Raw genomic sequence first — 26,420 nt, 5'->3', positions numbered from 1 at the left:
ATGCCCTGGCGGGTGGTTGGATCAACTTTGATTTGAGCCGGACCGAATAACGTTCAGTCACCAATACGCTTCATTCCCAAAGCAGGAAATACCCACCAGGATCAAATGCTGTCTTATCGGGCTTTCGACTGCGACGCTTTCGATGTTCAGCGCCTTTTATCGGCGCTACGCCTCTATGACCTTGATGGGATTGCCTGCATGTCCTGAGTCAGCTTCTGCGCAGCTTCAATATTTTGTGGCGTCATTGAGGCGGCAATCCTGTCGCGCTCCTCCAGCGCAATGCTGCATGTCAGGCCTAGAGGTACTTGGTAATTTGTTTGAAGGCTTCCAGCGGTGCGCGCTCACCATTGTTCAGCGCCGAAACGGTGCCCTCCAGGCAGTGATCAATGTGATCCTGGATCAGTGTGCGCTTGGCCTGGCACACCGCTTTCTCGACAGCATGCAGCTGCTGGGCGATGTCCACGCACTCACGCCCCTCTTCGATCATGGTGATGATGCTGCGCAGATGGCCGTCCGCCCTCTTGAGGCGCTTGATGATCGCCTCGTGGCTTTGGTGGGTATGGGGATGGCTGTGTTCGTGCTCACTCATGACTTGAGCCTCGCGCCTCAATGAATTACGCTGGCATCTTATCCCCCTAGGGGGATATGGTCAAACGCACCATAGCCCTAAGTAAACGAGTCGAAACACGATCACTATGTTCAGCAGAACACTGACAACGACGGTGGTACTCGCGCTTGCTCTCGCCATGTTCATGGCTTGGGCCGGGCATACCCGTACGCTGTTGGTGATGTCGGAGCAGCCCTCCTGGGAGATTGCTCAAGACGCCCATCACTCTCATGACGAGCAAGCCGAGATATCGTGTGCGAGCTGCTCGGATCACTATCACTCGCCGTTGACCCCTGACCATCAGCACGAGACACCACAGCTCACTTCCGCGTTGAGTTTGGCCGCGCAGCCGAAGCTATCCATGCGAGTCGATGCCCCCCGCTATTCCGTTCCTCGTCCACCGATTTTCTTGATCGAGCGTCCACCTCGTCCTTCGTTCGCATCCTGACCACGGCCGCCCTGCGGCCTTTGATCCCTGCAACGTAGGATTGATCTATGCATTCGCACTCGATGAGCGGCGTTGACGCATTTACTGCGCCTTCGCGTCGCCTGCTACTGCTGTTGTTTTTATTTGTCGCGTCACTTTTCCTCGCAATGCCCGAGGCAATGGCTCATGCCGTAGCTGAAGGCGACAAGGGATTCATCCAGGAAAGCTCCGGCGTCATGTTGCTGCCCTTCATCTACATGGGCGCTAAGCACATGATGACGGGCTACGACCACCTGCTGTTTCTGTTCGGGGTGATCTTCTTCCTCTATCGCCTGAAAGACGTAGGGCTCTACGTCACGCTTTTCGCCGTAGGCCACTCGGTCACGCTGCTGCTGGGCGTGCTGACTGAGATCAGCATCAGCTCCTACATCATCGACGCCATCATCGGTTTCTCGGTGGTGTACAAGGCGCTCGATAACCTGGGCGCATTCAAGCGTTGGTTCGGTTTCCAACCCAACACCAAAGTGGCCACGCTGATCTTCGGCCTACTCCACGGTTTCGGTTTGGCGACCAAGATCCAGGAGTACGAAATCTCACCTGATGGCCTGATTCCGAACCTGATCGCCTTCAACATCGGCGTCGAGATCGGCCAATTGCTGGCCCTCAGCGCGATTCTGATTCTGATGGGGTATTGGCGACGTACCGGCAGTTTCTGGCGCCACGCCTATACCGCCAACGTCGCCATGATGAGTGCCGGTTTCCTCCTGATGGGTTACCAGATCACCGGCCTGTTTGTCTCCGCGTAAGGAATTCTGACTATGTTCAATACTCCGCTTCCAACTGTTAATGAACTGCCTAGCACTCGCAAACTGGTGCATTCGACTGTCATTGCACTGCTGACTGCGGTCGGCTTGCTGGTGACCGTGGTCATGCCCTCGGAATACGCCATTGATCCAACAGGTGTAGGGCGCGCATTGGGCCTGACCCAGATGGGCGAACTGAAGATCATCCTCGCCCAAGAGGCGTTGGCGGATGCAGCGCCACCTCAACCAGCAGCTCCAGCTCCGCAGGTTGCGCAAGTCCAACCTATTGCGAAACCTGTTGCTCAGCCGGTGCCAACACCTACCCCAGCTCTGAAGACGAATCAAATGAGCGTCACGCTCAAGCCAGGTGAAGGGACAGAAATCAAACTGGAAGTGCTCAAGAACAAGACTGTCAGCTATGAATGGACTGCGGTAGGTGGGCCTGTGAACTACGACACCCATGGTGAGCCCTACAACGGTGAAAAGGGTTACTTCCACAGCTACAACAAGGGCAAGCAGGTCAAAAGTGATAAAGGTGAATTCACCGCCATTTTTGACGGCACCCACGGCTGGTTTTGGCGTAATCGCAGCAATAACGACGTGACCATCGCACTGAAAACGACCGGCGATTACTTGAGCGTCAAACAGTAATCCGAAGCGACGATGGCTGTTCTACTGCCGAAAATTCGGCGCTGAGCCTGACCACAGACCATTTATTTCACCCATTTCTTGAAGAGTCTTCCCATGAAAACCCCAACCACTCTGATTCGCTCGATGCTCCTGATCTGCTTCCTAGGCCTGATGACGGCCTGCGGCGGTGGTGAGAAAGGCGCAACCTCCGAGAGTGCTGAGCACGGACATTCACACGAGTAACCCCCTTAAAAAACAAGGCCGCAAATGCGGCCTCGTTTTTTCTGCGTGACAAAAAGTACTGGCCTCACATCCCGCAAACAAATGACTGCTTTGGGCAGTTCACTGCCAATCATGGTTATGAAGCGTGCTGGTCAGATCGAATGCAAACGGATGGCCAAGTGGAGTGCAGTATTCCAATTGGTATTCCAACTAAAAATTAAAATTGTCTTTAATGTTATAAATCAATAAGTTATTTAACTGATTCAAATTACCCCGGCCCACCAAATACGAAGCAAGACAAAACCCGCCCAGTGCGGGTTTTGTTGCATCTGGGGTTCGGTAATCCAAAGCTGATACGCCCCCCTGTAGGAGCGGGCTTGCCCGCGAAGAGGCCAACCAAACCACCGCAAAAACGGCGGCATGCACTTCACGCAGAGCCTGCGGGAAGGGAGTCAGCATGAATAATGTTCTGTTGATAATGGTCTACGCCCGTGCCCGCCTGTCACTGGAGCCGCTGTTCAGCAACCTCGTTCGCAGCTCATCAGTAGAACTCGTCCAGCAAACAGTAAAACGCTATCCGTTGCTGATCGGGTTCCACACCATAGGCGTGGAAAAATGGCGCTACCCATGCCTGTCCAAGGTTGCGCTCTATGCTTCGGGCAGCCAGCGCAAGATCTTGGTAAATGTCACTGATGCCTAGTCGGCCGCAGTCGATGTAGCCGGTAAAACGGGTTCCTTCGACCATGAAATTCGGCAGGCAGGCATCGCCGTGGGTGACCGCAAGATCATAGGTTTCAGGGAGCGTCGACAGCAGCTCTGCGAAAACATCCACAGCGGTCCGACCCAGCCGCTCATCGTCAAAGTCTGCCTCGTCAACGAGCCCGGCACTCACTCGACTCCGGGCGGCGGCTATGCGCTGCTCCAACGGGTGATCAAAGGGACATGTCTCGATTGGCACCTGGTGCAGAGTACGCAGTGCCATTGCCAGGATGCTGATGACTTGGGGTGGAGACAGATCGTTGGCACTGGCCAGATCCTGTCCGGGGACGGCACTCATGAGTAACCAATGGCGATTGTTTTCTGTCGTGGCATCAAGAACGGTTGGCGCAGGCAGGTCGAGCCGGTTCATCCAGCGAAGACGCTCAATCTCTTGCGGCAGCTCACTATGGACGCCAACGGGTTCGGACTTCACAAACAGGTGTTCGCCGCTGATGCAGCGAATGCGAGAAACCTCGGCGCCTGACTCGCCGATGGTTTGTCGTTCAATGGGTGCACCACTGGATGTTTGGGACCATTGGGTGGGAATGTACATACTGTTACTTACCCTGTTCCGCCAGATAATTATGAGAGACCTAATGATCCGCGACTTTCGAAACCTGGACCTGGAACCCGTACTGGACATCTGGCTACGGGCGTCAATCCAGGCGCATCACTTCATCGCTCCCGAATTCTGGCGCAACCAGCTTGATGCCATGCGTGAGGTCTACCTGCCCGGCGCCATGTCCAGAGTATTTGAGGCCGATGGGGCCGTCGCAGGATTTTGCTCCGTGTATGGCGACACGCTTGCGGCGCTTTTCGTATCGCCTGAGCATCAGGGGCACGGCATAGGTACGCAGCTTCTCGCGGACGCCAAGGCCTCCAGGTCAACGCTACGGTTGACTGTATATTCGGCGAATGCGCCCAGCATCCATTTCTATGAGAGCCAGGGCTTTGTGGTTTTAAATGAACAACGGGATGAGCACACTCGCCACCTTGAGAAGGTGATGCGCTGGGGTGACCTGGTTCAGGACTAGGCATCACTTTTGCCCTTCAACTCAAACGAAAGTCACTCAGGTCAATCGACACCATCACCCTCTCGCGCAGGGGTTGCCTGTCCTCGCCCCGCAGGTAGGCTCTGCGCCGGGAGGGAAAGCGAAAGCCCTGGGCTTCAACGTACTCGCCCACGTATTGGGCGGCTGCGAAGCCGCCGGCCACGTCGACGTGATAGTCGTGTCGACGCAACAGGCCGTCGTCAGCGAAGTAAAAATCCTGGACACGGCTGTGGCTGGCGATGTGTTCCGGGAACTCGACCCGCAGACCGCGCCAGGCTTCGGGGCCTTCCTGCCAGGGGGTGATTTCAGTGACGTTGAAACCCGCCATCGCCATGAAAAACGGCGTCGTCAGGTAGGTCCACATGGCGTACCCGCTGAAGTACGCACGGTGCAGCGGGTCCCAAGGTGTGTTCATGTCGTGCCCGGCGAATGACTCTCGCGGGTTCGAGCGCTCGCGCACGATTTCGCCCTCGGTGGTTTCGATGGCGATGTAGTCGGCCCGGAATGCCGTGCGCCAGTGCGGGTTGCCGAACGGCGTCACGCTCGCGCTTTGCTGGTGCAGGCTGACGGTCATCTCGCGGGGCATCGTGTCTTGCGCCACGCCCTTCATTGCCCATAATTCTCCGCCCGTGACGATGGTTGCGTTGAGCGTGGTGAACCTGTTCCAGCGCTCCAGGCCGCCATGGGCGTCGAGTACTTTTTTCAGCAAATCGTTCATTGGTCTTTACCCTTTCGATGCTGGGCGGAATCAAAAGAATAGGTCACTGGCAGGTCGTGGGCGGATCTATGCTGATGACTTCCCTACAGGCTCGGGCCTCCACTGAACAGAAGCAGTCAGGAATGCAAAACATGAATATGCGGATTCTGGCCCTCCTGGCAGCGATGGTTTGCCTACCGGCACACGCCGCCAGCGAAGTCGACGCCTTCGATGCCGGCAATGGCAGCCGGCCTTTCGACCAGACGCTGGAACTGCAAGGCATTGTTTTTCATGTGACGGATGAGTCGGTCGATGGCGGCCGGGCAATGCGCATCGCTCCCCAAGGGCTGGAAATCGATAATTCGGCCATGACTCACCCACTGAATGGCGACATCGCCCGGGCGGAGGTCGCGGACCTCGATCGGGATGGCTCTCCTGAAATTTACGTGTTCGTCAGGTCACCAGGGCGCGGATTGCCCGGCGAGCTCGTTGCCTATGCCGCGAACCGTAAAAAATCCCTCAGTGCGATCTATCTGCCACCGGTCAGCGAAGACTCGAAGGTCGCCGAGGGGTATCGCGGCGAGGACGAGTTTGCCGTGGTGGAAAACACCTTTGTGCAGCGGTTTGCGCTGTATGACAGTGCGGACGTCTCGGCGGGGTGGACCGGGAAAATGCGCGAGATTCAGTATCGGTTGATGCCTGGGGAGGCGGGGTGGATTTTGCAGAGGCAGAAGGTGATGGAGTATTGAGCTTTTCCCTTTCACCCTCGGGCAACACATGAACTTTTCTTCACCCCGGGTTCAGGCAACTCCCTGTACATTTGCCCTCGCTCATTCAAGAAACTACGGTTTGCCCGCCCTCCCGCGGGCTTTTTTTTGTCTTGCGAAATGTCCTACGCCGGGGCAAACCGCAGAGAAAAATCCCACAGGTCTTTCAGGTTGTCGGTCGGAAGGGGGCTTATTAATCTTTTGTCGCCACTGACCACTCAGTGATCGGGTGTGAGAACCCGGCAAGTAATAGCCATGCACTACCAGTATCCGCATAATTGCCGGCAGCTTGTCCGCTGCCTGTAGATGCGTAATGGCGGCTGTGTGCGGGCAGACTTTTGTCTGACCGGGTGGCTATGACCGGATTCTCACCTCGCACATAGCTGCCACCTCTTTGCTGTGTGAGAACGGCAAGTACTGGCACCCACGCAAGAGGTTAATCATCTTGGATAAGCTAACCCCCGATCCCCCCTTCGAAACCACCAAGCCCTATCGCCCCAGCCCCTTCTTCACGATCCTCCCCGACATCAAATCCGAAAACCTCCTCGCCCACGCTTGCGAATCACTGGCTTCAGCCAGCGTCATGCTCAATGACTTCGCCACTTACCTTAATGGCCCCCAGCGCAACACCGCGCTGGGGATTGCGCAGATCGTCATGCTGGCGGAGCTGGCTGTGAACAGGGCGCTGGATAATGTCGATCCGCAGGGCTAGGAAAGTAGACCGCGTTATCGTTCTTCGCGAGCAAGCCCGCCACATTTAGTCTGCGGCGTATGCAAATTCTGCGGCCACCGAAAGACTATTGTGGGAGCGGGCTTGCTCGCGAAAGCAATTTGCCAGGCAATAAAAAAACAGAACATCTCACTCAAACTGCGGGCTACGCTCAACCCGCAATTTGCGACAATCCTTTTGCAGCACCGGCATCTCCAACCGCGCTCTTCCGTAAAACGCCAGCGCCGTCAGCAAACACGCCAGCCACACGAAGATCCCGGCCCAGAAGGTGTGGGACATGTAGTGCCAGCCCTGCACCACCCGCGTCGTGCCATAGACAAACCCCAGGGCCAGCGAGCCGTACATGATTGCCTTGGAATAGCGCCAGCGGTAACGGCGGGCAACAAAGTACAGCGCCAGCATGGTGAAACCACCGGAGGCATGCCCGCCCGGCCAGCAACGACCGACACCGGCGACTTTCAACAAATCGAAATTCTCGTACCACTCCTTGTGCTCGATCCTCCCGCCGTACTGGGTGGTCTCGATCGGGCAATACACGCTGGTATGGCCCTTGAGGTAGTGGATGACGCCGGTGCTGATGGAGAACGCAAACACCACGTAGAGGAAATCCCGCCGATGTTTGCTGGCAAAACGTAGTACCGGCGCGACCTTGATCTTTTCCAGGATGGCGATGATCTTCGCGTGTTTTTCCGCCTTCAGGCGCGGCCAGAGAAACGACAGCAAGGCACCGATGATGGCGATCTCGCCGGTCCAGTTCGGAATGATCCGCGCCCATTTATGGGTGATCTTTTCGAACAGGTGAACATGGTCCAGCGGGAATGTTTGCGTCACCGGGTCATAAAACAGATCGTTGAAGGCGATGTCGATCCGGGTCAGGTCGAACATCAGGAACACCACGACCGCGCAGGCCAGTGGGATACCGAAGTTCACCCAGTAAAAACGCGAGCGGGAAGCCGTCAGCATGGTGTGTCCTGGTAACAGAGTGAATTCATTCGGTGGTCATCGAGTGCCAGTCCGAGGCCTCGATGAACCCGAGTATGTGGGGCGCTTGTTGCGCTTGGGCGCTAACGAAAAGCGAGGCGCCGTAACCAAGGGTCGAGATGGGCAACTTGAGATCCTTTTGCAGTTGCGCCATGCATTCGCTATGGGTCACCAGGATCAGGTTGCGCCCGGGGACCTTGTGCGTCAGGGCGTCGCGCAGCATCGTGCCCTTGCAGTTGATCAGCCAGTCGTCGCCAGCGCCGACCGTGTTGAACATGTACCCGCTGGTCTGCGCCGTACGCACCATCGGGCTGTTGTAGATGTCGGCCTTCCCCAGCCCAAGCTGCTCGAACTGCGCACCGACCGCCACCGCAACGCTGCGCGAACGATCGGTAATGCCATCGTCGCCACTCAGGCAGGGCGCGCTGGAGTGATCGCAACGCTCGACATGGCGCACCAGCACGATCATGTCGCCCCTGGCCCAACCCGCCAACAGCGCCCGCGCGCCCTCCACGTTGCCATGCGCCAGGTCCGGCACGGCGTCAGGCCGTAACAGCAATACCGTCATGGCCAGCGCCAGCATCGCCGTGGCCAGCACCACGAGCGGATTGCGATAACGGGTAAAACGGCTCAGGTCGATCGAGCGGTTTATTCCGAACAGACTCAGTCTCAATTCCACAACAAGCCGCCTCGCAGCCCTTCATCAGGTGCCGTGAGAGTAAAGAGGCGGGCGTCGGCTGCCAGTGAAACCGATGTGAAAAAAAGCTTAAGCGCCTAGCAAAAGCTTGTTACAGCATCCGTCCGACAAAATCCTTTCAGCTCTCGCGATTGCTGCCGATACAGACCTGCAACCCACCTTGCTGGCGCCTAAGAACAACAATCTTCCAGCCAACCGACGATCAAGAAACACCACGTTCCTGGAGGAATTTTGATGAATAGCTGGTTCGGCAACATCAGCGTGAACCTGAAACTGGGCCTGGGCTTTGGCCTGGTCCTGGCCCTGACCTGCGTCCTCGCCCTGACCGGCTGGACCAGCCTGGGCAGCCTGATTGACCGCAGCAACTGGATGAGCGACATCACCCAGCTCAACGCCGGCCTGACCAAACTGCGCGTGGTGCGCCTGCAGTACATGCTGACCAACGGCGACGAAGCCACCGCGCAGAACGTACAGACCACGCTGCAGGCCTTTTCCGATCAGCAGCAAGCGCTGCTGGCGAAGTTCAAGAGCCCGGAAAACCTCAAGCTGCTCAAAGAACAAGGCAGCGTCATCGACGCCTACAAGACGTCCCTGGCCAAGATGCGCGACGCCTACCGTACCGGCAACAGCGCGCGCGACGTCATGGGTGCCAACGCCGAAACGGCGAGCACGCTGATCGACGATCTGAACAACCGCGTGCAACAACTGCCATCGAGTGATCAGCGCTTCGAACAGTTCCAGGCCATCACCGCGGCCAAGCAAGCGTTCCTGCTGGCCCGCTACGAAGTGCGTGGCTACACCGCCACCACCAATGCCGAGACCGAGCAAAAAGCCGTGGCGCAACTGGACGCCGCGATTGCCAGCCTGCAACAGCTCAACGTGCATTTCAGCGACATCCAGCCCCAGGCCCTGCGCCAACTGGAGACCGCGCTGGGCAACTACCGCAGCGCCTTGCAGGCCTATAAAGCGGCGAACAGCGAGGCTGTGCAGGCGCGCAAGGAAATGACCGACGAGGGCGCGGCCATCGTCAGCCTGAGCGAGCAGCTGTATCAGATCCAGCTCGACCGTCGTGACGCTGAAAGCGCCCAGGCGCGTACCCTGCAACTGATCAGCACGCTGCTGGCATTGCTGGTGGGCATTATTGCCGCCGTTGTCATTACCCGGCAGATCACCGGTCCGTTGCGCGAAACCCTGGCCGTGGTCGATCGCATCGCCAGCGGCGACCTGTCCCAGGACGTCAGGGTCACGCGTCGCGATGAGCTGGGTGTCTTGCAACAAGGCATTGCGCGCATGGGCGTGACCTTGCGCGACCTGATCAGCGGTATCCGCGACGGCGTCACCCAGATCGCCAGCGCGGCCGAAGAACTGTCGGCCGTGACCGAGCAGACCAGCGCCGGGGTCAACAGCCAGAAAGTCGAGACCGACCAGGTCGCCACCGCCATGCACGAGATGACCGCCACTGTGCAGGAGGTCGCGCGCAATGCCGAGCAAGCCTCCCAGGCCGCCGCCGCGGCGGATGGCGAAGCACGCGCAGGGGACAAGGTTGTCGCTGAAGCCATCACCCAGATCGAACGCCTGGCCAGCGAGGTGGTGCGTTCCACCGAAGCCATGGGCCTGCTGCAACAGGAAAGCGACAAGATCGGCAGCGTCATGGACGTGATCAAGGCCGTGGCCGAACAAACCAACCTGCTTGCACTCAACGCCGCCATTGAAGCGGCACGCGCTGGTGAAGCCGGACGTGGTTTTGCCGTGGTGGCCGACGAAGTGCGGGGCCTGGCCCAACGCACGCAGAAATCCACCGAGGAAATCGAAGGCCTGGTGGCCGCCCTGCAGAACGGCACCCAGCAAGTGGCGACCGTGATGAACAACAGCCGCACCCTGACCGACAGCAGCGTGGCCCTGACCCGCAAGGCCGGTGCTTCACTGGAAAACATCACCCGCACGGTGTCCAACATCCAGTCGATGAACCAGCAGATCGCGGCCGCGGCCGAACAGCAAAGCGCGGTGGCCGAAGAGATCAGCCGCAGCATCGTCAACGTGCGTGATGTGTCGGAACAGACCGCCGCGGCGAGTGATGAGACGGCGGCGTCCAGTGTTGAGCTGGCGCGGTTGGGGAATCAGTTGCAGATGATGGTCAGCCACTTCCGCGTCTGACGTTCAAGATCAAAAGATCGCAGCCTTCGGCAGCTCCTACAGGGGATCGTAGTTCCATGTAGGAGCTGCCGCAGGCTGCGATCTTTTAGCGGTGCTGGAAACCTGCACGCAAATCCCCTTCCCGCGCCAGGAACCGCCCTTCCCTGCGCCCGTTCGCCTGACCGTCCTGGTAGCTCAATACCCCGTTGACCCACACGCCATCGATACCTTCAGCCGCCCGTTGCGGATCATTGAAGTCAGCCACATCGCGAATGGTCGCCGGGTCGAACAGCACCAGGTCGGCCCAGTGGCCTTCGCGGATCTCGCCCCTTTGCTTCAAGCCGAATCGCGCCGCCGACAAGCCGGTCATCTTGTGCACGGCGGTGTGCAGTGGAAACAGGCCGACATCACGGCTGAAATGGCCGAGCACCCGTGGGAAAGCGCCCCACAGGCGTGGATGGGGAAACGGGTCTTCGGGCAGGCCGTCGGAGCCGACCATTGACAGCGGGTGTGCGAGAATCCGTCGTACATCGTTCTCGTCCATCCCGTAGTACACCGCGCCAGCCGGTTGCAGCCGGCGGGCGGCATCGAGCAGGGACAGGTTCCACTCGGCGGCGATGTCCATCAGGTCGCGCCCGCCCATCTGCGGGTGCGGCGTCGACCAGGTGATGGTAATGCGGTGGGCATCGGTGACCTGCTTGAGGTCCAGGGTTGAGGAACTGGCGGCGTACGGATAGCAATCACAGCCCACTGGGTGGGTCTTCGCCGCCTGTTCCAGGGACGCCAGCAGTTGCGGGCTGCGCCCCCAGTTGCCGGCACCGGCACATTTGAGGTGGGAAATGATCACCGGGGATTTCGCATGGCGGCCGATCTGGAACGCCTCGTCCATGGCCTCCAGCACCGGCTCGAATTCACTGCGCAAATGGGTGGTGTAGACCGCCCCGAACGCGGTCAGCTCTTCGGTCAGTTGCATGACTTCGTCGGTGGAAGCCGAGAACGCACTGGCGTAGGCAAGACCGGTGGACAAGCCCAGCGCGCCGGCCTCGAGACTGTCGCGCAGTTGCTCGCGCATCGCGGCAATTTCATCCGGCGTGGCGGTGCGGAACAGGTCGTCGAGGTGGTTGCTGCGCAACGCTGTATGGCCAACCAATGCGGCGACGTTGAGCGTGGTGTTCGCCGCCTCGACCGCCGCGCGGTAATCGCTGAACTTCGGATAAACAAAGGCCGCCGCGCTGCCGAGCAGGTTCATCGGATCCGGTGGATCGCCGCGCAGGCTCACCGGCGACGCGCTGATCCCGCAATTGCCGACGATCACCGTGGTCACGCCCTGGCTGAGCTTGGGCAGCATCTGCGGCTGACGGATCACTACCGTGTCGTCGTGGGTGTGCACATCGATGAAGCCGGGCGCCAGCACGCGGCCGGCGGCGTCGATCTCATCGCTGGCACGGGCATCCTGCAAGTCGCCGATGCGCTCGATACGTCCGTTCAGGATCGCCACGTCGGCCAGGTAGCCAGGACTGTTGCTGCCGTCGATGACCAGGGCATTGCGAATCAGCGTGTCGTACATCATGTCAGTCTCCCAGCGGCAGGTGATCGTCGCCGCCGCGGTAATCGTCCAGGGCGAGTTTGATCCGCCGCAGGCGTTCTTGATTGTCTTGAGGATTGGCCAGTGCCAGCTCGGTGGCAAGCACATCGATGGCGAGCAACATGCCGTAGCGTGCCGCCGTCGGTTTGTAGATGAACGAGGTCTCGGCGCTTTGCAGCGGCAGCACGATGTCGGCCAGTTGCGCCAGCGGCGAATCTCCTCGGGTGATGGCCAGGATGCGCGCACCGTAGTTGCGGGCCAGTTCCACGGTTTCCAGCAGTTCGGGGGTGATGCCCGTCAGTGAGCAGACGATGACCACCTGATCAGGACTGAGGCTGGCCGCCGTGATGCGCATCATCACCACGTCGTGGCAGACCGCGATCGGGTAGCCAAGGCGCACCAGGCGCACCTGCAACTCATCGCTGCACAAGGTCGAGCAGCCACCCATGCCGAAAGCGTGAATCATCCGCGCCTTGCCCAGCAGTTTCACCGCATCGGCGAACCGCGATTCGTCAAAAGCCGACAGGTGCTGGCGCAGGGTCGACTCGATGTCGCCGACGATCTGCCCGTAGAACGCCGACTGCTCCGGCGTGCCCGCCGGGTCGAGGAAACGGCTGCCGACGCCGCTGGCCTGGGCCAGTTGCAAGCGCAGGTCGCGCAGATCCTTGCAGCCGACCGTGCGGGCGAAACGCGACAGCGTGGCGGTGCTGACTTCCGCGCGCAGCGCCAGCTCATCGAGGCTGGCGGAAGCGGCGAAGCCCACATCGTCGAGCATCAGGCGGGCGATGCGTCCTTCGCCGGCGCTAAAGGAATCCTGACGGGCGCGGATCTGGTAGAGGATGTCCATGGCAGGCGGCTCCGGCTAAATCAGGTAGGAAAGGCCCACGGTCAGGCCGAAGGCGACGAGCGAGATCAGGGTCTCCAGCACCGTCCAGGTCTTGAAGGTCTGGGTGACCGTCATATTGAAGTATTCCTTGATCAGCCAGAAGCCGCCGTCGTTGACGTGGGAAAAAATCACCGACCCCGCCCCCGTCGCCAGCACCAGCAACTCTGGATGTGGATACCCCATGGCGATGGCGACGGGTGCGACCACGCCCGAGGCGGTGGTCATGGCCACGGTGGCAGAACCGGTGGCGATGCGCATCAACGCCGCGAACAACCAGCCCATCAGCAACGGCGACAGGTGAAATTCGTGGGCCAGGCCGACGATCTGATCGGTGACGCCGGCATCCACCAGGATCCGGTTCAGACCGCCGCCGGCGCCCACCAGCAAGGTGATGCTGGCGGTCGGCGCCAGGCATTCGTTGGTGAACTTGAGGATCGACTCGCGATTGAAACCCTGGGCCAGGCCGAGGGTCCAGAAGCTCAGCAAGGTCGCCAGCAGCAGCGCGATGACCGAGTTGCCGATGAACAGCAGGAACTGGTTGAGGCCGCTGCCCGGGGTGGAAATCAGGTTGGCCCAGCCGCCGATCAGCATCAGCACCACCGGCAACAGGATGGTCGCCATGGTCAGGCCGAAACTCGGCAGGCTGTCGCGCGGCTCACGCTCGAGGAACTGCCGTTCCAGCGGGTTTTCCGCCGGCAGCTGGATGCGCGGTACGATGAATTTGGCATACAGGGGGCCGGCGATGATCGCGGTCGGAATGCCGATCGCAATCGCATAGAGCAAGGTCTGCCCCACCGACGCCTGGTACACCTGCACCGCCAGCATCGCCGCCGGGTGCGGTGGCACCAGCGCATGCACCACCGACAGGCCGGCGACCATCGGCAGGCCGACCATCAGGATCGACACGCCGACCCGCCGCGCCACGGTGAAGGCAATCGGCACCAGCAGCACGAAACCGACCTCGAAGAACAACGGCAGCCCCACCAGGAAGGCGATGCAGACCATCGCCCAATGTGCGTTCTTCTCGCCGAAGCGGTCAATCAGGGTGCGCGCCACCTGCTCGGCACCGCCGGATTCGGCCATCATCTTGCCGAGCATGGTGCCCAGCGCCACCACCAGCGCGATATGCCCCAGGGTCTTGCCGACACCCGCCTCATAGGCCCCGACCACGCCGGACGGCGGCATGCCCGCCACCAGCGCCAGGCCGATGGAAATCAGGGTGATGACAATGAACGGATTGAGCCGGTAGCGGGCGATCAGCACGATCAGCGCGATGATGGCGACAGCGGCATACACCAGCAGCCAATAGCCGAAGGACGGGGTCATGCGGTACTCCTCGAGAGGGTCACGTCGAAAGTTTTGTGAAACTCTTAAAACATTTCGAGGAGTAACTTTCAAACGAGGTGAAAGTAATTTTCGTGCAGAGGTAAGGGATGTCGCTCAGGGATATGCCGTGTCGCAAATAATGAAAATCAGGCAGGCGGATTTTCATCACGCCTGCGCTGGTCGGTCTCAGTCGTGTTGCACCCGGGCACGTTTGAGCAGTTTCTTGCAGCGCTCGGACAGGCCCAGCACCCGCAGGTGTTTGCCGGCCTTGCTGTAGCGCTCGCGCAGGGTGTCCAGCGCGGCAATGGCCGAGTAATCGACGAAGCTCAAGTGGCGGCAATCGAGGGTCACTTGCGCCGGGTCGTTGGCCGGATCGAATTGATTGAGGAAAGGGGTGGTCGAGGCGAAGAACAGCGTGCCATGGACGCGGTAAAGCTTGCTGCCATCGTTTTCCAGGTGACTGTCGGCGTACAGCTGCCGGGCCTGCTGCCAGGCGAAATTGAGCGCCGCGATGATGATGCCGCACAACACCGCCGTGGCCAGGTCGGTAAACACCGTGATCACCGTCACCGCGATAATCACCAGTACGTCGTTCATCGGCACCTTGTTCAGCACCCGCAGCGATGCCCAGGCGAAGGTCTGTTGCGAGACCACGAACATCACCCCGACCAACGCCGCCAACGGAATACGCTCGATCAGCGGCGACAGGAACAGGATGAACAGCAGAATCGATACTCCGGCGACTACACCGGACAGCCGACCGCGCCCCCCGGAGCTCAGGTTGATCACGGTCTGGCCGATCATCGCGCAACCGCCCATGCCGCCGAACAGACCGGACACCACGTTGGCCGCGCCCAGCGCCACGCATTCGCGATCGGGGTAGCCGCGGCTCTCGGTGATTTCGTCGGTGAGGTTCAGGGTCAGCAAGGTTTCCAGCAGGCCGACCATCGCCATCAGGATCGCGTAGGGCGCAATGATGCGCAGGGTTTCCAGGTTCCAGGGAATGTCTGGCAAAGCGAATGTCGGCAAGCCACCGGCGATGTGTGCCATGTCACCCAGGGTGCGGGTTGGCAAGCCGAGGAAGTAGACAGCCAGTCCTACCCCGAGGATCGCCACCAACGCGGGCGGCACTGCGCGGGTCAGGCGTGGCAGCACATAGACGATTGCCATCGTCACCGCCACCAGGCCGATCATGAAGTACAACGGCGTACCGCTCAGCCAGGTCTCGCCACTCTTGAAGTGCTCCAGTTGCGCCAGGGCAATGATGATCGCCAGGCCGTTGACGAAACCGAGCATCACCGGGTGCGGCACCATGCGCACCAGCTTGCCCAGCCGCAGCAGGCCGAACGCCGCCATGATCAAGCCGCCCAGCAGCACCGTCGCCAGCAGGTACTGCACACCGTGCTGCACCACCAGCGCGACGATCACCACCGCCATCGACCCGGCGGCACCGGAGACCATGCCTGGCCGGCCACCGAACAGCGCGGTCAGGGTGCAAATGATGAACGCACCATACAGGCCCATCAGCGGATTGAGATGCGCCACCAGCGCGAAGGCAATGCATTCGGGCAACAGGGCGAAAGACGTCGTGAGCCCGGCCAGGGCATCGGCGCGTAGATGTTTTGGTTTCATGGGGGACCGCATGCAGGGAGTAGCAAGAAAGAGTGTGCGGATGTTACGGAATCGAGGGCGTTCCGGCCAGTTTATGCAACTTCAGAAACGCCTTCGCGAGCAAGCCCGCTCCCACATTAGACCGCGTCCGTCTGGACAATGCGGTCAAGTGTGGGAGCGGGCTTGCTCGCGAAAGCAGCAACTCGGTCTAAAGCGAACTCACACCATCTCGTTACGAATCCACTCCAGCACCGACGTACGCTTCGGCACCCAACCCAATATCTCCCGCGCACGGGTACCGCGCACCCGGCTATTGGAGCCCAGGCCATAATTGGCCATTTCATAACCCCACTCGGCTTCGGCATCCTTCAGTGGCCAGTCTTGCGGCTGGCCCAGGTTCAACGCCTCGGCGATCGCCGTGGTCATGTCGATGAATGACGCTTCACCGCTTTCGACGAAGTAGAAAGTGCCAGGGACGTTTTTAGTTAGCGCCAGCAGGTACAGCGCCACCACGTCTTCAATGTGCACGCTGGACCAGATGTTCTGCCCGGTGCCGACATGGTGGACCACGCCGCTTTTGCGCGCCTGTTTCAGCAAGCGCGGCAGCTGCACGCTGTCGCGATTGACGCCGAGGCTGTGGCCGTAGATCAGGGTGTTGCAGATGACGGCCGAGTTCACGCCATCCTTGGCCGCGGCGAGGATCAGGTTGTCGATGGCCACCCGTGCGGCCTTGTCCACAGTGGGTTCCGGCAAGTTGTCTTCACGGTAGATGACGTCGCTGGACTTGCCGCCCGAGGCGTCGCCGACGATGCTCGAACCGCTGGTGTGCAGGAACACTTTGTTGGAGCCGCGCAAGGCATCGAGCAAGGCTTCGACCGCCCCTCGATGGTCGCTGCTGGCGGCGTTGATCACAGCGTCGGCGGCCCGGGCCTGTTCGGCCAACAGTGCGCTGTCATCCAGCGTACCGATGACTGGCATGATGCCCAGCGCTTTGAGCTCATCCGCCTGTTCGACGTTGCGCACCAGGCCGGTAACCTTGTGACCGGCCTTGATCAGGCCGGTGGCGATGGAGCCGCCGATAAAACCGGCAGCGCCGGTAACGAATACGTTCATGGAGAAACTCCCTGCGTGGATAAGTGATGCAACGAGTATCCAGCAGCGATCCCTGGCGAAAAATCCCCGCTGACCCAATTCACTCTTGCGCAGAAATCACGAATCAGCCGCTGAAATCCGTGGACGCGTACACCGCCAGTTTGCTCTGGATGAAGTCGAGGAAACACTGGATGCGCAAGGCCAACTGCGAGTTGCGGTAGTACACCGCGTTGATCGGCTGGCGATAGCCGCTGTTGAATTCGGCCAGCAACACCTTCAACCGTCCGGCACGAATGTCTTCGATGGTCATGTAGTGCGACAGGCTGGCGATGCCCTGGCCTTCCAGCGCCAGGTGGCGGAGGGTTTCGCCGCTGGAAGCGCTGAGCGACGCCTGGATCGGCCAGCGATCGCCGTGCACGTAGCGCAGCGGCCATTGGTTGAGGCCTTCGTTCTGGGTGAAGCCCAGCAGGGTGTGTTCGGCCAGATCCGCCACGGCGGTCGGGGTGCCGTGTTTTTCCAGATACGCCGGGCTGGCGACGATGTGTATCGGACTGCATCCCAGGGAGCGTGCGTGCAGGGTCGAGTCGGCCAGGGTGCCGATGCGGATGGCGATGTCGGTGCTTTGTTCAAGCAGGTCGATGATCAGGTCGTTGCTGTTGAGCTCGAGCTGGATGTCCGGATAGAGCCGGCGGAATTCATCGAGGTAGGGCACGATGGCGTGCAGCATGAATGGCGACGCGGCGTTGATGCGCAAGCGCCCGGACGGGGTTTGCTGGCGTGAGGACAAGCGCTCCTCGAGTTCGTCCATCTGATCGAGAATCAGCTTGGCGTGTTCGAAGAAGTACTTGCCCTCCTCGGTCAGGTCCATGCGTCGCGTGGTGCGGTTGATCAGCGTGGTATCGAGCTTGGCCTCGAGCCGCGACAGCGTGCGGCTGACCGCCGACGGCGTTTGCCCGACCTGCTCGGCCGCCGCGGAAATCGACCCGCACTCGATCACGCAGACGAAAATCTGCAATTCATCGGATCTGGCTTTCACGAGTGTCCTCTTTGACGAAAATCGCTAAAAGATCGCAGCCTTCGGCAGCTCCTACAAGGTATTGCGTACACCTGTAGGAGCTGCCGAAGGCTGCGATCTTTTAGCCGCTGAGACCGATAGTAGCCGAGCGTTACGCCTTCAGGCCAAACACCTCTTTCAAATGCTGCTCATAACGCGCCACATCGGCTTCGATGTTCGGACGTTTCATCACGTCCACGCAGAGGAAGGTCGGCAAAGCGGTCATGCCGAGGAATTCGTTGGCCTTGTGGAACGGGAAGTACACCGCGTCCACGCCCTTGGCCTCGAAGAAGTCGGTCGGGTCGTCGAAGGCTTGCTGCGGCGCGTTCCAGGTCAGCGACAGCATGTACTGCTTGCCGTGGATCAGGCCGCCACTGCCGTATTTCTGCGAGGCGTCGGAACGGGTGCGGCCGTCGCTGGCGTAGAGGCTGCCATGACCTTCGGTGAAGACTTCGTCGATGTACTTCTTGACGGTCCATGGCGCGCCCATCCACCAGCCGGGCATCTGGTAGATGATCACGTCGGCCCAGAGGAATTTGGCGACTTCTTCGGCGACGTCGTAACCCTCGTCGATAAATGTGGCTTTGACATCTACCCCACCGCGATCCAGCACGCTCAGCGCGGCTTCATGCAAGGTGGTGTTGTAGCGGCCATCGGAGTGGGCGAATTGTTTGCCGCCATTGAGCAACAGGACTTTTTTCATGGGAGGTCTCGGGAAGGGTCAGGAATCGGATGGCGGCAGAATAAAGACCTGGCTCGCGCGGAGTAAGCGGCCATTGTGCAAAATTCATTTGACCCACACGCACGAATCAATCGGTGATTGTTGCCTTAGACTAGGGCCGATTCTGAAATGAGGAGTGTTTTCTGATGAGTGAAATGCAAGGTTTCATCCTGCACGCCAAGACCCGCCCGGAAAAATCCGACGCCTTCGAAGCGTTTTTCAGCGGCTATGTGGAAGCCAGTCGCGCCGAACCCGGCTGCATCGAGTACCACATGCTGCGCGACAAGCAGGACCCGACCCTGTTTATCTTCTACGAGATCTGGCAGTCCCAGGCACACCTCGACGTGCACTCGAACCTGCCGCACATGAAACAGTTTCTCGAACAGCGCGATGAATACCTGGAGCGGGATTTCGAGATCCGCGCCATTGACATGCTCAGCCCGTCATCCGCTAGCCGCTGATCAACAAATGGCCGCCAAGCAAGCCGAGGCCAATGAAGAACACGCGTTTGAACAACACGGCGCTGATCCGCTGGCGCAGCCACTGCCCCAGCCACATGCCGAGCACCGCCGGGATCAGCGCCAACAACGATGCACTCAACTCGCCACCGCCGAGAGCGCCGCGCCATAGCAGGCCGCCGGCCAGGGCCAGGGTCGAGACGGTGAACGACAGGCCCAGCGCCTGCACCAGTTCATCCTTGCTCAAGCCCAGCGCCTGCAGGTACGGCACCGCCGGAATCACGAACACGCCGGTGGCCGACGTGATGACGCCCGTCAGTACGCCGCACAGCGGACCTAGCCAGCGCTCATTGCGAGCCCCTACTCGCAAGGTCGGCAGGCACAAACCGCTCAACGCATAGAGCAGCAACGCCGCCCCCAATCCGCGCACCACCCAGTGGCCGCCAGCCATGCCGATCCACAGCGTGCCCGCGCCGGTGCCGATGAAAATGGCCAGCAGCATCGGCCACAGCCGCTTGATCAAGCCGTGCAGATGGCCGCCGAAGGCCAGTTGCCAGACGTTGGTCAGGGTCGCGGGAATGATCAACAGCGCGGCAGCCTGTGATGGGGCCATAGCCAGACCGAGCAAGCCCATGGCGATGGTTGGCAGGCCGAGGCCGATGACGCCCTTGATCATGCCGGCCAGCAGGAAGGTGGCGATGACCAGCAATGACAGGGTAAATCCGAGATTTTGGTAGAACGAGGCGAGTGTGTTCATGGGGCTATCCTGAGCCTGGATTGGCCGGATGAAAATCTGCCATATACTGAGGGTGCCTCTTGTTTTGACAGAGGCTGGAGCATTTTTTGTGGCTAATGACGCCTTCGCGGGCAAGCCCCGCTCCTACAGGTTTCACGCATGCCCTTGTAGGAGCGGGCTTGCCCGCGAAGGGGCCCTTCCAGACGACACATATCAAAAGGCTGACGATGCACTTCGACCTGACCGACCTGCGCCTCTACCTGAACATCCTCGACAGCGGCAACATCACCGCCGGCGCCGCGTGCAGCCATCTGTCCCTGGCCGCCGCGAGCGCACGAATCCGCGCGATGGAAGCATCACTCGGTACTGAGTTCCTGGAGCGCGGCCGTCGTGGCGTAACCCCTACGCCTGCCGGCAAAGCCCTCGCCCAGCACGCCCGTGTCCTGCTGCAACAGGCTGAACGCATGCAGCAGGACCTGGCCGAATACGCCAAGGGCGTCAAAGGCCAGGTGCGCTTGTTGTGCAACACCACGGCGATCACCGAATACCTGCCGGAGCTGCTCGCCGACTTCCTGCGCGAGCACCCCAACCTCGACATCGACCTGCAGGAATTGCCCAGCACGCGCATCACCCACGCCTTGCGCCAGGGTGCGGCCGACCTGGGCATCGTCTCCGACGCGGTAGACACCCACTCGCTCGAAACCCTGCCCTTTCGCAACGATCCGCTGGTGCTGATCATGCCGCCCGGGCATCCCTTGGCAGGCGGCGAACCGCCGAATTTCAGTGATACGTTGCAGTTCGATTACGTGGGACTCACTGCCAACAGCGCACTTGCGGTGTACCTCGAAGAACAGGCGTTGCACGCGGGCATGCGCATGCAGATCCGTATCCGCGCGGAGGGTTTCGATGGCGTGATGCGCATGGTCGCTCGCGGCGCGGGGTTGGCGATCGTACCCTTGGCGGCAGTCGAACGCTGGCCGGGGATCGCCCCTTTCAACTGCATCGCCCTGCAGGAAGCCTGGGCCCGGCGCACCCTGCAGCTCTGCGCCCGGGATTTCGCCACACTGCCCGGTTATGCCAAGGCCTTGCTGCATGCCTTGACTCTCCCCTGAGGGGCAGAGTCTACCCTCGAGGTTTTCATCTTCGAGGACAGCGGTTATGGGCAAACGAATCCTGGTGATCCTGGGGCATCCGTCGAGCAACAGTTTTTGCGCGGCCATCGCCGAGCGCTACACGCAATCGGCGTTGCGGGCCGGGCATGACGTGCGCCAGCTGTCACTCGGAAAAATAGACTTCGACCCCATCTTGCGCGAAGGCTATCAACAGATTCAGCCACTGGAAGCGGACTTGCGCCAGGCCCAGGCAGACATCCTGTGGGCCGAACATCTGACGTTGGTCTATCCGATCTGGTGGGGCGGGATTCCGGCCTTGCTCAAGGGCTTTTTCGATCGGGTGTTCCTGCCCGGCTTCGCCTTCAAGTACCGCGAAGGCAAGGCCTTTCCCGACAAACTGCTGCTCGGGCGCAGCGCCCATTTGCTGGTGACCATGGATACACCGCCCTGGTACTACCGCTGGATACATCGCATGCCCGGGCTGCACCAGATACGCAAGACCACCCTGCAATTTTGCGGAATCAAGCCAACCGCAACCCTCACGTTCGGGCCCGTTCTCGGGGCCAGCGCAGCGCGACGACAGACATGGCTCGAACAGGTGCAGGCTATCGCCGCCCATTGAATGTCCCGGATAATGCCCGGGCCCTTCGGGGGCATTCGAGGCACTAAAAAGGGATTTTCATGTACATCGGTCAAGTCGCGCGACTCTCGGGAAGCACCGTCAAGAGTATCCGTCACTATGAAGCCATCGGCTTGATACCCCCGGTGCAGCGCCAGGGCAAATACCGCACCTACTCCCGGCAACACGTCGAGCTGCTGATGTTCATCAAGTGCGCCCAACAGCTGGGCTTCAAGCTCAAGGAAATGCAAGTGTTGCTGGAACAACACCGGGGCGAGGCCTTTCCATGGGAACGTGCACGAGTGGCCATCGCGCAGAAAAAGCGCGAGCTGATGAACGACATCGACGCCCTCCAACAACGTCACCGCGCGCTGGAGACCTTCGAGGCAAGCCTGCAGGAGGCTCAGGACCAGTGCCAGCTCGACAGTCTTTGATAACCATCGGCCGGCAGCGGCATTTCCCGACTAAACCTTGGGCACTGGACTCAGTTCCCCGGCAGCCCTGGGCTTCCTGAAAAACACGCCATAGACCACCGTCAGCAGCACCAGGAACGGCACACCGAACACCAGGGTCATCTTGAAGGCCTCGGTGAAGTAGGTAGTGATCATCACCGCACCCATCAGCACCAATCCCAACAACGTGCTGTAGGGGAACAGGCGCATGCGAAACGACAGTTTTCGCTCGCCGTGGCGCTGGTGATAACGACGGAAACAATAGTGGGTCAGGAAGATCATGAACCAGGTGAAGATGGCGCCGAACATCGAGATCGCCATCATCAAGGTGAACGAACTTTCCGGGTACAGGATGTTGAGCAACGTCGCCAGGGCAATGCCAGAGCTCGACAGCAACAGGGCGTTCAGCGGAATCCCGGTCTTGCTCAGTTTGCCCATGGACTTGGGTGCGTAGCCGCCACGGGACAGGCTGAACATCATGCGCGTGGTGATGTACAACTGACTGTTCATCGCCGACAGCGCGGCGATCAGGATCACGAAATTCATCACCCCGGTGGCGCCGGGAATGCCGATGGCCTGCATCACCGTGACGAACGGGCTCTGGGCATGACCGGCCTGGACCCACGGCACGATCGCCAGCATCAGGGCGAGGGTCAGCAGGTAGAACACCACCAGGCGCACGATAGTCGCGCGAAAGGCTTTCTTCACTGCTTGCTCCGGGTCCTGCGCCTCACCGGCAGCCACCGCGATCATCTCAACGCTCAGGTAGCTGAAGATCGACACGATCACCGCGACCCACATGCCTTGCAGGCCATTGGGGAAAAAGCCGCCGTGGGCGGTGTAGTTGTGCACGCCGTATTCCGGGTTGCCGGAACCGAACACCACGTACACCGCGAGGATGATGAAGCCGACAATCGCGCCGATCTTGATGGTCGAGAACCAGTACTCGAAGGTACCGAATGTCTTCACGCTGATGGCGTTGAGCACGATCAGCACACTGGAGAACGAGACGATCCACACCCACTCCGGCACGTTGGCAAACCAGTACTTCATGTACATCGCCACCGCCGTCACTTCCGTGCCGACCGCCAGCACGATCGCCGCCCAATAGGCATAGCGCACCAGGAACCCGGCCAGCGGGCTGACATAGAATTCGGCGTAGGCGCCGAACGAGCCGGAGGTCGAATGGGCCACGGTCATTTCCGCCAGGCAGCCCATCAACAGCAGCGTGATGATCGCGCCGATGGCGTAGCTGAGCAGCACGCTCGGCCCGGCATACCCGATCGCGTAGGCACTGCCCATGAACAATCCGGTGCCGATCGCACCGCCAATGGCGATCATGCTCATCTGCCCGGACGTCAGCTGACGCCGCAGGCCCTGTTCACGGTTGGATATCGTTTCAAAACCGGTGTTATCGGTCATTTTTATGTCCTCTGAATATTGTCTTTCTTGAAGAGCACGTCTTGGTTTTTACCGGTGGGGATCAGCCACGCACAGCAGGACAGGGATCAGAAAATACTCAGTGGATATTCGATGATGATGCGCACTTCGTTGTTGTCCGTGGTATCGGCCCTCGCCACTTGCGCAGTCGAGCGCACACTGGCCTGGCGCACCCGCAGCGACAGGTCCCTGGCCTTGCCCGACTGCACGACGTAGCGCGCTTCGATGTCGCGCTCCCAGCGCTTGCCGTCATCGCCGTAGCGTCCATAAGCGCCGTTGGGGCCACCGTCGTAATGGCTGTCGTCGATATGATCGCCACTGACGTAACGCGACATGAAGCTCAGGCCAGGCACGCCGAATGGCGCCATGTCCAAGTCATAACGCAGTTGCCATGAGCGTTCGTTGGGGGCGTTGAAATCGAGCACCTGCACCGAGTTGGAGAGGAAAATCGAAGTGCCCGGCTGCTGGTCGAAACCCAGGTAATCGAACGGCTCATTGCCATCGACCTGTTGATACGCCAGGGTCAATCGATGGGCGCCGAACTTGTACCCGCTGGCCAGCGACCAGGTGGTGTTGTCGATCCTGCCGGCCAGGCTCTGGCCGTCGTCGTTGGTGCGATAAATATTGAAATCCAGGTTCAGCGACTGGCCTTCACCCAGGGCAAAGGTGTAGTTGCCGTTGGCGTAGTACTGCCGCCAGATGTCGGTGAATTGCGAACCGTACAGGCTGACGCTCAGTTGATCGCTCAGGGCGTAGCTGCCGCCCAGATAATCGACGCTGCGGGTTTCCACGCCAGCGTACAGCGCTTTCAGCGCGCCATCGGCGTTGGTCGAATTGCTGTCGTTGCCGGCGGTGAAATGACCGATGTCCAGTTGCAGGGCCTTGAGCTCATTGCTGGTCAGCTGGAAGCCGGTGGCCACGCTGGTGAACAGTCGCGCATTGCCAGTGCCGAACACCGGGTTGAGCGGTGTCAGGTTGCCGTACTTGAGTTCGGTGCGGGATATCCGCGCCTTCACCGCGCCACCCGCTTCGGAGTACTCATCCTCGGGATGGCCATTGGAATCGACCGGCAGCAAACCCGTGCCCGTGCGTCCCTTGCCACTGTCGAGCTTGATGCCCAGTTGCGCGTAGGCATCGACCCCGAACCCCACCGTGCCCTGGGTGTAGCCGGAGCGGTAATCGAGCATGATCCCGTGGGCCCATTCATCCCGGTAATTCTGCCCGCCTGGGTTGTTGAGGTTGTTGCGGTAGAAATAGAAGTTACGGTTGGTCAGGGTCAGGCTGCTGTCTTCGACGAATCCATTGCCGGCGGCGGCGTAGGCCATTTGCCCGAGGCAACTGCCGAGGGCGAGCGACAAGGCGGGCCAGGGGGAGAGTCTCATTCTGCGTGTTCCTTGTTATTGTGATTGCACAGAACTGTTTATCGAGGACGACCGAAGCCCTGCTGCCAGGAAACCCGGCAACAGGGGTGAATATCGGCGGTATCAGGTGACGCTGTGGCGAACCTGGAATTTCGCTTGTGCCCAGGTTTTTTGATCGAGAATTTCGCCGAGGATCTGCACCGCGTCCCAGACCTCGGTGAAGGTCGTGTACAGCGGGGTGAAACCGAAGCGCATGATGCGCGGCTCGCGGTAATCACCGATGACGCCCCGCTCGATCAGGGCCTGGATCACCGCATAACCTTCAGGGTGTTCGAAGCTGACGTGACTGCCACGTTTGGCGTGCTCACGCGGCGTGATCAACTTCAGTTCGTGTGCCGCGCAACGCTGCTCGACCAGTTCGATGAACAGGTCCGTCAGGGCCAGGGATTTGCGGCGCAGGCTGGCCATGTCGGTCTGGGCGAACACGTCCAGGCCGCACTCGACCATCGCCAACGAAGTGATCGGCTGGGTGCCGCACAGGTAGCGCGCAATGCCGCTGCTCGGTTCGTAGCGCGACTCCATGGCGAACTGCCGCGAATGGCCGAACCACCCCGACAGCGGCTGCGCCACCAGATCGCACAACTGTGGATTGACCCAGACAAACGCTTGCGAACCCGGACCGCCATTGAGGTACTTATAGGTGCAGCCGATGGCGTAGTCGGCGCCCGCCTGATGCAGGTCGACCGGCACCGCCCCGGCGGAATGCGCCAGGTCCCAGATGGCCAGCGCCCCACACTCGTGGGCCAGCGTGGTCAGGGCCTGCATGTCGTGCATGTAGCCGGTCTTGTAATTGACGTGGGTGAGCATCACCACCGCCGTGTCCTGGTCGATCGCTTGCGGCAGCTCTTCAGGGCTGTCGACCAGGCGCAGGCTGTAACCCTGCTGCAGCATGTCGGCCAGGCCTTCGGCGATGTACAGGTCGGTGGGGAAGTTACTGCTTTCGGTGACAATCACCCGTCGCGTCGGCGACCTTGTGGCCTGCACACGCAGCGCGGCGCTGAGCACCTTGAACAGGTTGATCGAGGTTGTGTCGGTCACCACCACTTCACCGTCACCGGCGCCGATCAGCCCGGCCAATCGGTTGCCCAGATGCTCGGAAAGGTCACGCCAGCCGGCACTGTTCCAGCTGCGGATCAGGCCATTGCCCCACTCCTGGGCAATCACCTCCTGAGCACGCGCCAATGCCGCGACCGGCCGTGCGCCCAGGGAATTGCCATCGAGATAAATCACACCGTCGGGTAGCGCAAACTGCTGGCGTAGCGGCGCGAGAGTGTCCTGCGCATCGAGCGTCAGGCAATCGTTTCTTGTTGTCATCGGGTGTCCTGTTCTTTTGAAGGTCGTCGCGTTTTTCCGGGCGTTGTCGGGCCCTTTTCTGTGGAGAGATAATGAACGATGCTTTGCA

Annotated in this window: 27 protein-coding genes and 1 pseudogene; 11 read left to right on the top strand and 17 right to left on the bottom strand. The window is 60.3% G+C overall.

The genetic code is table 11. From position 1 onward, the window contains the following. Window positions 1-295 precede the first annotated feature (295 nt). Complete coding sequence (locus tag ACM6I6_RS06835; RefSeq protein ID WP_124373631.1) at window positions 296-589, bottom strand: metal-sensing transcriptional repressor; 294 nt, start codon at window positions 587-589, stop codon at window positions 296-298. Window positions 590-1,102: 513 nt separating this feature from the next. Here ACM6I6_RS06835 and ACM6I6_RS06830 point away from each other — a divergent pair. Further along, complete coding sequence (locus tag ACM6I6_RS06830) at window positions 1,103-1,840, top strand: HupE/UreJ family protein (protein ID WP_414919655.1); 738 nt, start codon at window positions 1,103-1,105, stop codon at window positions 1,838-1,840. Between the two features lie 12 nt (window positions 1,841-1,852). Beyond that, a complete protein-coding gene (locus tag ACM6I6_RS06825; RefSeq protein ID WP_414919654.1) occupies window positions 1,853-2,488 on the top strand; it encodes a transmembrane anchor protein in 636 nt (211 codons plus the stop codon). A 411-nt stretch (window positions 2,489-2,899) separates the two neighbouring features. Here the strand turns inward: ACM6I6_RS06825 and ACM6I6_RS06820 are convergent, their stop codons facing one another. After that, on the bottom strand, window positions 2,900-3,148 hold the full coding sequence (locus ACM6I6_RS06820) for a hypothetical protein (protein ID WP_414919653.1): 249 nt from the start codon (window positions 3,146-3,148) through the stop codon (window positions 2,900-2,902). A gap of 82 nt (window positions 3,149-3,230) precedes the next feature. After that, a complete protein-coding gene (locus tag ACM6I6_RS06815) occupies window positions 3,231-4,001 on the bottom strand; it encodes an APH(3')-II family aminoglycoside O-phosphotransferase (RefSeq protein ID WP_414919652.1) in 771 nt (256 codons plus the stop codon). Window positions 4,002-4,044: 43 nt separating this feature from the next. On the opposite strand from ACM6I6_RS06815, the gene ACM6I6_RS06810 reads away from it, so the two are divergent. Beyond that, a complete protein-coding gene (locus ACM6I6_RS06810; RefSeq protein WP_414919651.1) occupies window positions 4,045-4,482 on the top strand; it encodes an N-acetyltransferase in 438 nt (145 codons plus the stop codon). A gap of 16 nt (window positions 4,483-4,498) precedes the next feature. Here ACM6I6_RS06810 and ACM6I6_RS06805 read toward each other — a convergent pair whose 3' ends face one another. Then, window positions 4,499-5,218: a hypothetical protein gene (locus ACM6I6_RS06805; protein WP_414919650.1), complete on the bottom strand. Its 720-nt coding sequence runs from the start codon at window positions 5,216-5,218 to the stop codon at window positions 4,499-4,501. Window positions 5,219-5,349: 131 nt separating this feature from the next. Here ACM6I6_RS06805 and ACM6I6_RS06800 point away from each other — a divergent pair, with 131 nt between their 5' ends. Together ACM6I6_RS06800 and ACM6I6_RS06795 are read left to right on the top strand one after the other, a co-directional pair. Further along, window positions 5,350-5,946, top strand: a complete 597-nt coding sequence (locus ACM6I6_RS06800) for a hypothetical protein (RefSeq protein ID WP_414919649.1) — start codon at window positions 5,350-5,352, stop codon at window positions 5,944-5,946. A gap of 463 nt (window positions 5,947-6,409) precedes the next feature. Next, window positions 6,410-6,676 carry a DUF6124 family protein gene (locus tag ACM6I6_RS06795; RefSeq protein ID WP_274074102.1) on the top strand — a complete coding sequence of 89 codons (267 nt, stop codon included), beginning with the start codon at window positions 6,410-6,412 and terminating at the stop codon, window positions 6,674-6,676. A gap of 147 nt (window positions 6,677-6,823) precedes the next feature. Here ACM6I6_RS06795 and ACM6I6_RS06790 read toward each other — a convergent pair whose 3' ends face one another. Together ACM6I6_RS06790 and ACM6I6_RS06785 are read right to left on the bottom strand one after the other, a co-directional pair. Next, window positions 6,824-7,657 carry a phosphatase PAP2 family protein gene (locus ACM6I6_RS06790; protein ID WP_414919648.1) on the bottom strand — a complete coding sequence of 278 codons (834 nt, stop codon included), beginning with the start codon at window positions 7,655-7,657 and terminating at the stop codon, window positions 6,824-6,826. Window positions 7,658-7,682: 25 nt separating this feature from the next. After that, window positions 7,683-8,354: a histidine phosphatase family protein gene (locus ACM6I6_RS06785; RefSeq protein ID WP_414919647.1), complete on the bottom strand. Its 672-nt coding sequence runs from the start codon at window positions 8,352-8,354 to the stop codon at window positions 7,683-7,685. Window positions 8,355-8,606: 252 nt separating this feature from the next. Here ACM6I6_RS06785 and ACM6I6_RS06780 point away from each other — a divergent pair. Both ACM6I6_RS06780 and ACM6I6_RS06775 read left to right on the top strand, forming a co-directional pair. Continuing rightward, window positions 8,607-9,668, top strand: a pseudogene (locus tag ACM6I6_RS06780) (methyl-accepting chemotaxis protein); the annotation flags it as partial. Further along, entirely contained in the window at window positions 9,663-10,526 is an 864-nt protein-coding gene (locus ACM6I6_RS06775; RefSeq protein ID WP_406592681.1) for a methyl-accepting chemotaxis protein, read from the top strand. The pseudogene ACM6I6_RS06780 and the gene ACM6I6_RS06775, both read left to right, overlap by 6 nt. A gap of 85 nt (window positions 10,527-10,611) precedes the next feature. Here the strand turns inward: ACM6I6_RS06775 and ACM6I6_RS06770 are convergent, their stop codons facing one another. The 7 genes from ACM6I6_RS06770 to ACM6I6_RS06740 all read right to left on the bottom strand — a co-directional run bounded on the left by ACM6I6_RS06770 (window position 10,612) and on the right by ACM6I6_RS06740 (window position 18,762). Continuing rightward, on the bottom strand, window positions 10,612-12,075 hold the full coding sequence (locus tag ACM6I6_RS06770; protein ID WP_414919646.1) for an N-acyl-D-amino-acid deacylase family protein: 1,464 nt from the start codon (window positions 12,073-12,075) through the stop codon (window positions 10,612-10,614). 1 nt (window position 12,076) lies between these two features. Beyond that, on the bottom strand, window positions 12,077-12,937 hold the full coding sequence (locus tag ACM6I6_RS06765) for a MurR/RpiR family transcriptional regulator (protein ID WP_323605458.1): 861 nt from the start codon (window positions 12,935-12,937) through the stop codon (window positions 12,077-12,079). A gap of 15 nt (window positions 12,938-12,952) precedes the next feature. Then, window positions 12,953-14,302 carry a GntP family permease gene (locus ACM6I6_RS06760; protein WP_274074108.1) on the bottom strand — a complete coding sequence of 450 codons (1,350 nt, stop codon included), beginning with the start codon at window positions 14,300-14,302 and terminating at the stop codon, window positions 12,953-12,955. A gap of 186 nt (window positions 14,303-14,488) precedes the next feature. Further along, window positions 14,489-15,934, bottom strand: coding sequence for a SulP family inorganic anion transporter (locus tag ACM6I6_RS06755; RefSeq protein ID WP_323605455.1), 1,446 nt, complete (start codon window positions 15,932-15,934; stop codon window positions 14,489-14,491). A gap of 198 nt (window positions 15,935-16,132) precedes the next feature. Further along, a complete protein-coding gene (locus tag ACM6I6_RS06750; RefSeq protein ID WP_414919645.1) occupies window positions 16,133-17,026 on the bottom strand; it encodes an NAD-dependent epimerase/dehydratase family protein in 894 nt (297 codons plus the stop codon). A 103-nt stretch (window positions 17,027-17,129) separates the two neighbouring features. Beyond that, on the bottom strand, window positions 17,130-18,041 hold the full coding sequence (locus ACM6I6_RS06745; protein WP_274074111.1) for a LysR family transcriptional regulator: 912 nt from the start codon (window positions 18,039-18,041) through the stop codon (window positions 17,130-17,132). Window positions 18,042-18,171: 130 nt separating this feature from the next. Further along, window positions 18,172-18,762: an NAD(P)H-dependent oxidoreductase gene (locus ACM6I6_RS06740; protein ID WP_274074112.1), complete on the bottom strand. Its 591-nt coding sequence runs from the start codon at window positions 18,760-18,762 to the stop codon at window positions 18,172-18,174. A 164-nt stretch (window positions 18,763-18,926) separates the two neighbouring features. Between ACM6I6_RS06740 and ACM6I6_RS06735 the strand changes: the two genes are divergently transcribed. Next, window positions 18,927-19,241 carry a putative quinol monooxygenase gene (locus ACM6I6_RS06735; protein ID WP_274074113.1) on the top strand — a complete coding sequence of 105 codons (315 nt, stop codon included), beginning with the start codon at window positions 18,927-18,929 and terminating at the stop codon, window positions 19,239-19,241. On the opposite strand, the gene ACM6I6_RS06730 is transcribed toward ACM6I6_RS06735, so the two are convergent. Next, on the bottom strand, window positions 19,231-19,995 hold the full coding sequence (locus tag ACM6I6_RS06730; RefSeq protein ID WP_323605452.1) for a sulfite exporter TauE/SafE family protein: 765 nt from the start codon (window positions 19,993-19,995) through the stop codon (window positions 19,231-19,233). The two genes, ACM6I6_RS06735 and ACM6I6_RS06730, sit on opposite strands and share 11 nt — an antisense overlap. 206 nt (window positions 19,996-20,201) lie before the next feature. Here ACM6I6_RS06730 and ACM6I6_RS06725 point away from each other — a divergent pair, with 206 nt between their 5' ends. Genes ACM6I6_RS06725 through ACM6I6_RS06715 form a run of 3 tightly spaced genes read left to right on the top strand, consistent with a single transcriptional unit; the run spans window position 20,202 to window position 22,139 of the window. Continuing rightward, the gene (locus ACM6I6_RS06725; RefSeq protein WP_414919644.1) at window positions 20,202-21,086 is read left to right on the top strand and encodes a LysR substrate-binding domain-containing protein; all 885 of its coding nucleotides are present in this window, start codon (window positions 20,202-20,204) and stop codon (window positions 21,084-21,086) included. 46 nt (window positions 21,087-21,132) lie between these two features. Then, window positions 21,133-21,708: an NAD(P)H-dependent oxidoreductase gene (locus ACM6I6_RS06720; RefSeq protein WP_274074116.1), complete on the top strand. Its 576-nt coding sequence runs from the start codon at window positions 21,133-21,135 to the stop codon at window positions 21,706-21,708. A gap of 59 nt (window positions 21,709-21,767) precedes the next feature. Then, window positions 21,768-22,139 (top strand): MerR family transcriptional regulator, encoded by a 372-nt coding sequence (locus tag ACM6I6_RS06715; RefSeq protein ID WP_274074117.1) that lies wholly within the window; start codon window positions 21,768-21,770, stop codon window positions 22,137-22,139. Between the two features lie 30 nt (window positions 22,140-22,169). Here the strand turns inward: ACM6I6_RS06715 and ACM6I6_RS06710 are convergent, their stop codons facing one another. The 3 genes from ACM6I6_RS06710 to kynU all read right to left on the bottom strand — a co-directional run bounded on the left by ACM6I6_RS06710 (window position 22,170) and on the right by kynU (window position 26,332). Then, window positions 22,170-23,579, bottom strand: coding sequence for an amino acid permease (locus tag ACM6I6_RS06710; RefSeq protein ID WP_274074118.1), 1,410 nt, complete (start codon window positions 23,577-23,579; stop codon window positions 22,170-22,172). A gap of 86 nt (window positions 23,580-23,665) precedes the next feature. Next, complete coding sequence (locus tag ACM6I6_RS06705) at window positions 23,666-24,979, bottom strand: OprD family porin (RefSeq protein ID WP_274074119.1); 1,314 nt, start codon at window positions 24,977-24,979, stop codon at window positions 23,666-23,668. 102 nt (window positions 24,980-25,081) lie between these two features. Then, entirely contained in the window at window positions 25,082-26,332 is a 1,251-nt protein-coding gene (gene kynU, locus ACM6I6_RS06700; RefSeq protein WP_414919643.1) for a kynureninase, read from the bottom strand. Window positions 26,333-26,420: the final 88 nt, after the last annotated feature.

Origin of the sequence: Pseudomonas sp. IT-P218 (assembly GCF_949767605.1) — a bacterium.
In the GTDB taxonomy this organism is placed as follows: domain Bacteria; phylum Pseudomonadota; class Gammaproteobacteria; order Pseudomonadales; family Pseudomonadaceae; genus Aquipseudomonas; species Aquipseudomonas putida_AE.
This window is presented reverse-complemented; position numbering and strand designations above follow the sequence as displayed.

What these genes read in the sequence shown, in the direction of transcription:
- ACM6I6_RS06820 (WP_414919653.1), bottom strand. Translation starts at nt 3,148, where the DNA reads ATGCTGACTCCCTTCCCGCAGGCTCTGCGTGAAGTGCATGCCGCCGTT.
- ACM6I6_RS06735 (WP_274074113.1), top strand. Translation starts at nt 18,927, where the DNA reads ATGAGTGAAATGCAAGGTTTCATCCTGCACGCCAAGACCCGCCCGGAA.
- kynU (WP_414919643.1), bottom strand. Translation starts at nt 26,332, where the DNA reads ATGACAACAAGAAACGATTGCCTGACGCTCGATGCGCAGGACACTCTC.
- ACM6I6_RS06720 (WP_274074116.1), top strand. Translation starts at nt 21,133, where the DNA reads ATGGGCAAACGAATCCTGGTGATCCTGGGGCATCCGTCGAGCAACAGT.
- ACM6I6_RS06800 (WP_414919649.1), top strand. Translation starts at nt 5,350, where the DNA reads ATGAATATGCGGATTCTGGCCCTCCTGGCAGCGATGGTTTGCCTACCG.
- ACM6I6_RS06810 (WP_414919651.1), top strand. Translation starts at nt 4,045, where the DNA reads ATGATCCGCGACTTTCGAAACCTGGACCTGGAACCCGTACTGGACATC.
- ACM6I6_RS06825 (WP_414919654.1), top strand. Translation starts at nt 1,853, where the DNA reads ATGTTCAATACTCCGCTTCCAACTGTTAATGAACTGCCTAGCACTCGC.
- ACM6I6_RS06770 (WP_414919646.1), bottom strand. Translation starts at nt 12,075, where the DNA reads ATGATGTACGACACGCTGATTCGCAATGCCCTGGTCATCGACGGCAGC.
- ACM6I6_RS06775 (WP_406592681.1), top strand. Translation starts at nt 9,663, where the DNA reads ATGGGCGTGACCTTGCGCGACCTGATCAGCGGTATCCGCGACGGCGTC.
- ACM6I6_RS06750 (WP_414919645.1), bottom strand. Translation starts at nt 17,026, where the DNA reads ATGAACGTATTCGTTACCGGCGCTGCCGGTTTTATCGGCGGCTCCATC.
- ACM6I6_RS06815 (WP_414919652.1), bottom strand. Translation starts at nt 4,001, where the DNA reads ATGTACATTCCCACCCAATGGTCCCAAACATCCAGTGGTGCACCCATT.
- ACM6I6_RS06760 (WP_274074108.1), bottom strand. Translation starts at nt 14,302, where the DNA reads ATGACCCCGTCCTTCGGCTATTGGCTGCTGGTGTATGCCGCTGTCGCC.
- ACM6I6_RS06790 (WP_414919648.1), bottom strand. Translation starts at nt 7,657, where the DNA reads ATGCTGACGGCTTCCCGCTCGCGTTTTTACTGGGTGAACTTCGGTATC.
- ACM6I6_RS06805 (WP_414919650.1), bottom strand. Translation starts at nt 5,218, where the DNA reads ATGAACGATTTGCTGAAAAAAGTACTCGACGCCCATGGCGGCCTGGAG.
- ACM6I6_RS06705 (WP_274074119.1), bottom strand. Translation starts at nt 24,979, where the DNA reads ATGAGACTCTCCCCCTGGCCCGCCTTGTCGCTCGCCCTCGGCAGTTGC.
- ACM6I6_RS06755 (WP_323605455.1), bottom strand. Translation starts at nt 15,934, where the DNA reads ATGAAACCAAAACATCTACGCGCCGATGCCCTGGCCGGGCTCACGACG.
- ACM6I6_RS06730 (WP_323605452.1), bottom strand. Translation starts at nt 19,995, where the DNA reads ATGAACACACTCGCCTCGTTCTACCAAAATCTCGGATTTACCCTGTCA.
- ACM6I6_RS06830 (WP_414919655.1), top strand. Translation starts at nt 1,103, where the DNA reads ATGCATTCGCACTCGATGAGCGGCGTTGACGCATTTACTGCGCCTTCG.
- ACM6I6_RS06715 (WP_274074117.1), top strand. Translation starts at nt 21,768, where the DNA reads ATGTACATCGGTCAAGTCGCGCGACTCTCGGGAAGCACCGTCAAGAGT.
- ACM6I6_RS06740 (WP_274074112.1), bottom strand. Translation starts at nt 18,762, where the DNA reads ATGAAAAAAGTCCTGTTGCTCAATGGCGGCAAACAATTCGCCCACTCC.
- ACM6I6_RS06835 (WP_124373631.1), bottom strand. Translation starts at nt 589, where the DNA reads ATGAGTGAGCACGAACACAGCCATCCCCATACCCACCAAAGCCACGAG.
- ACM6I6_RS06710 (WP_274074118.1), bottom strand. Translation starts at nt 23,579, where the DNA reads ATGACCGATAACACCGGTTTTGAAACGATATCCAACCGTGAACAGGGC.
- ACM6I6_RS06765 (WP_323605458.1), bottom strand. Translation starts at nt 12,937, where the DNA reads ATGGACATCCTCTACCAGATCCGCGCCCGTCAGGATTCCTTTAGCGCC.
- ACM6I6_RS06725 (WP_414919644.1), top strand. Translation starts at nt 20,202, where the DNA reads ATGCACTTCGACCTGACCGACCTGCGCCTCTACCTGAACATCCTCGAC.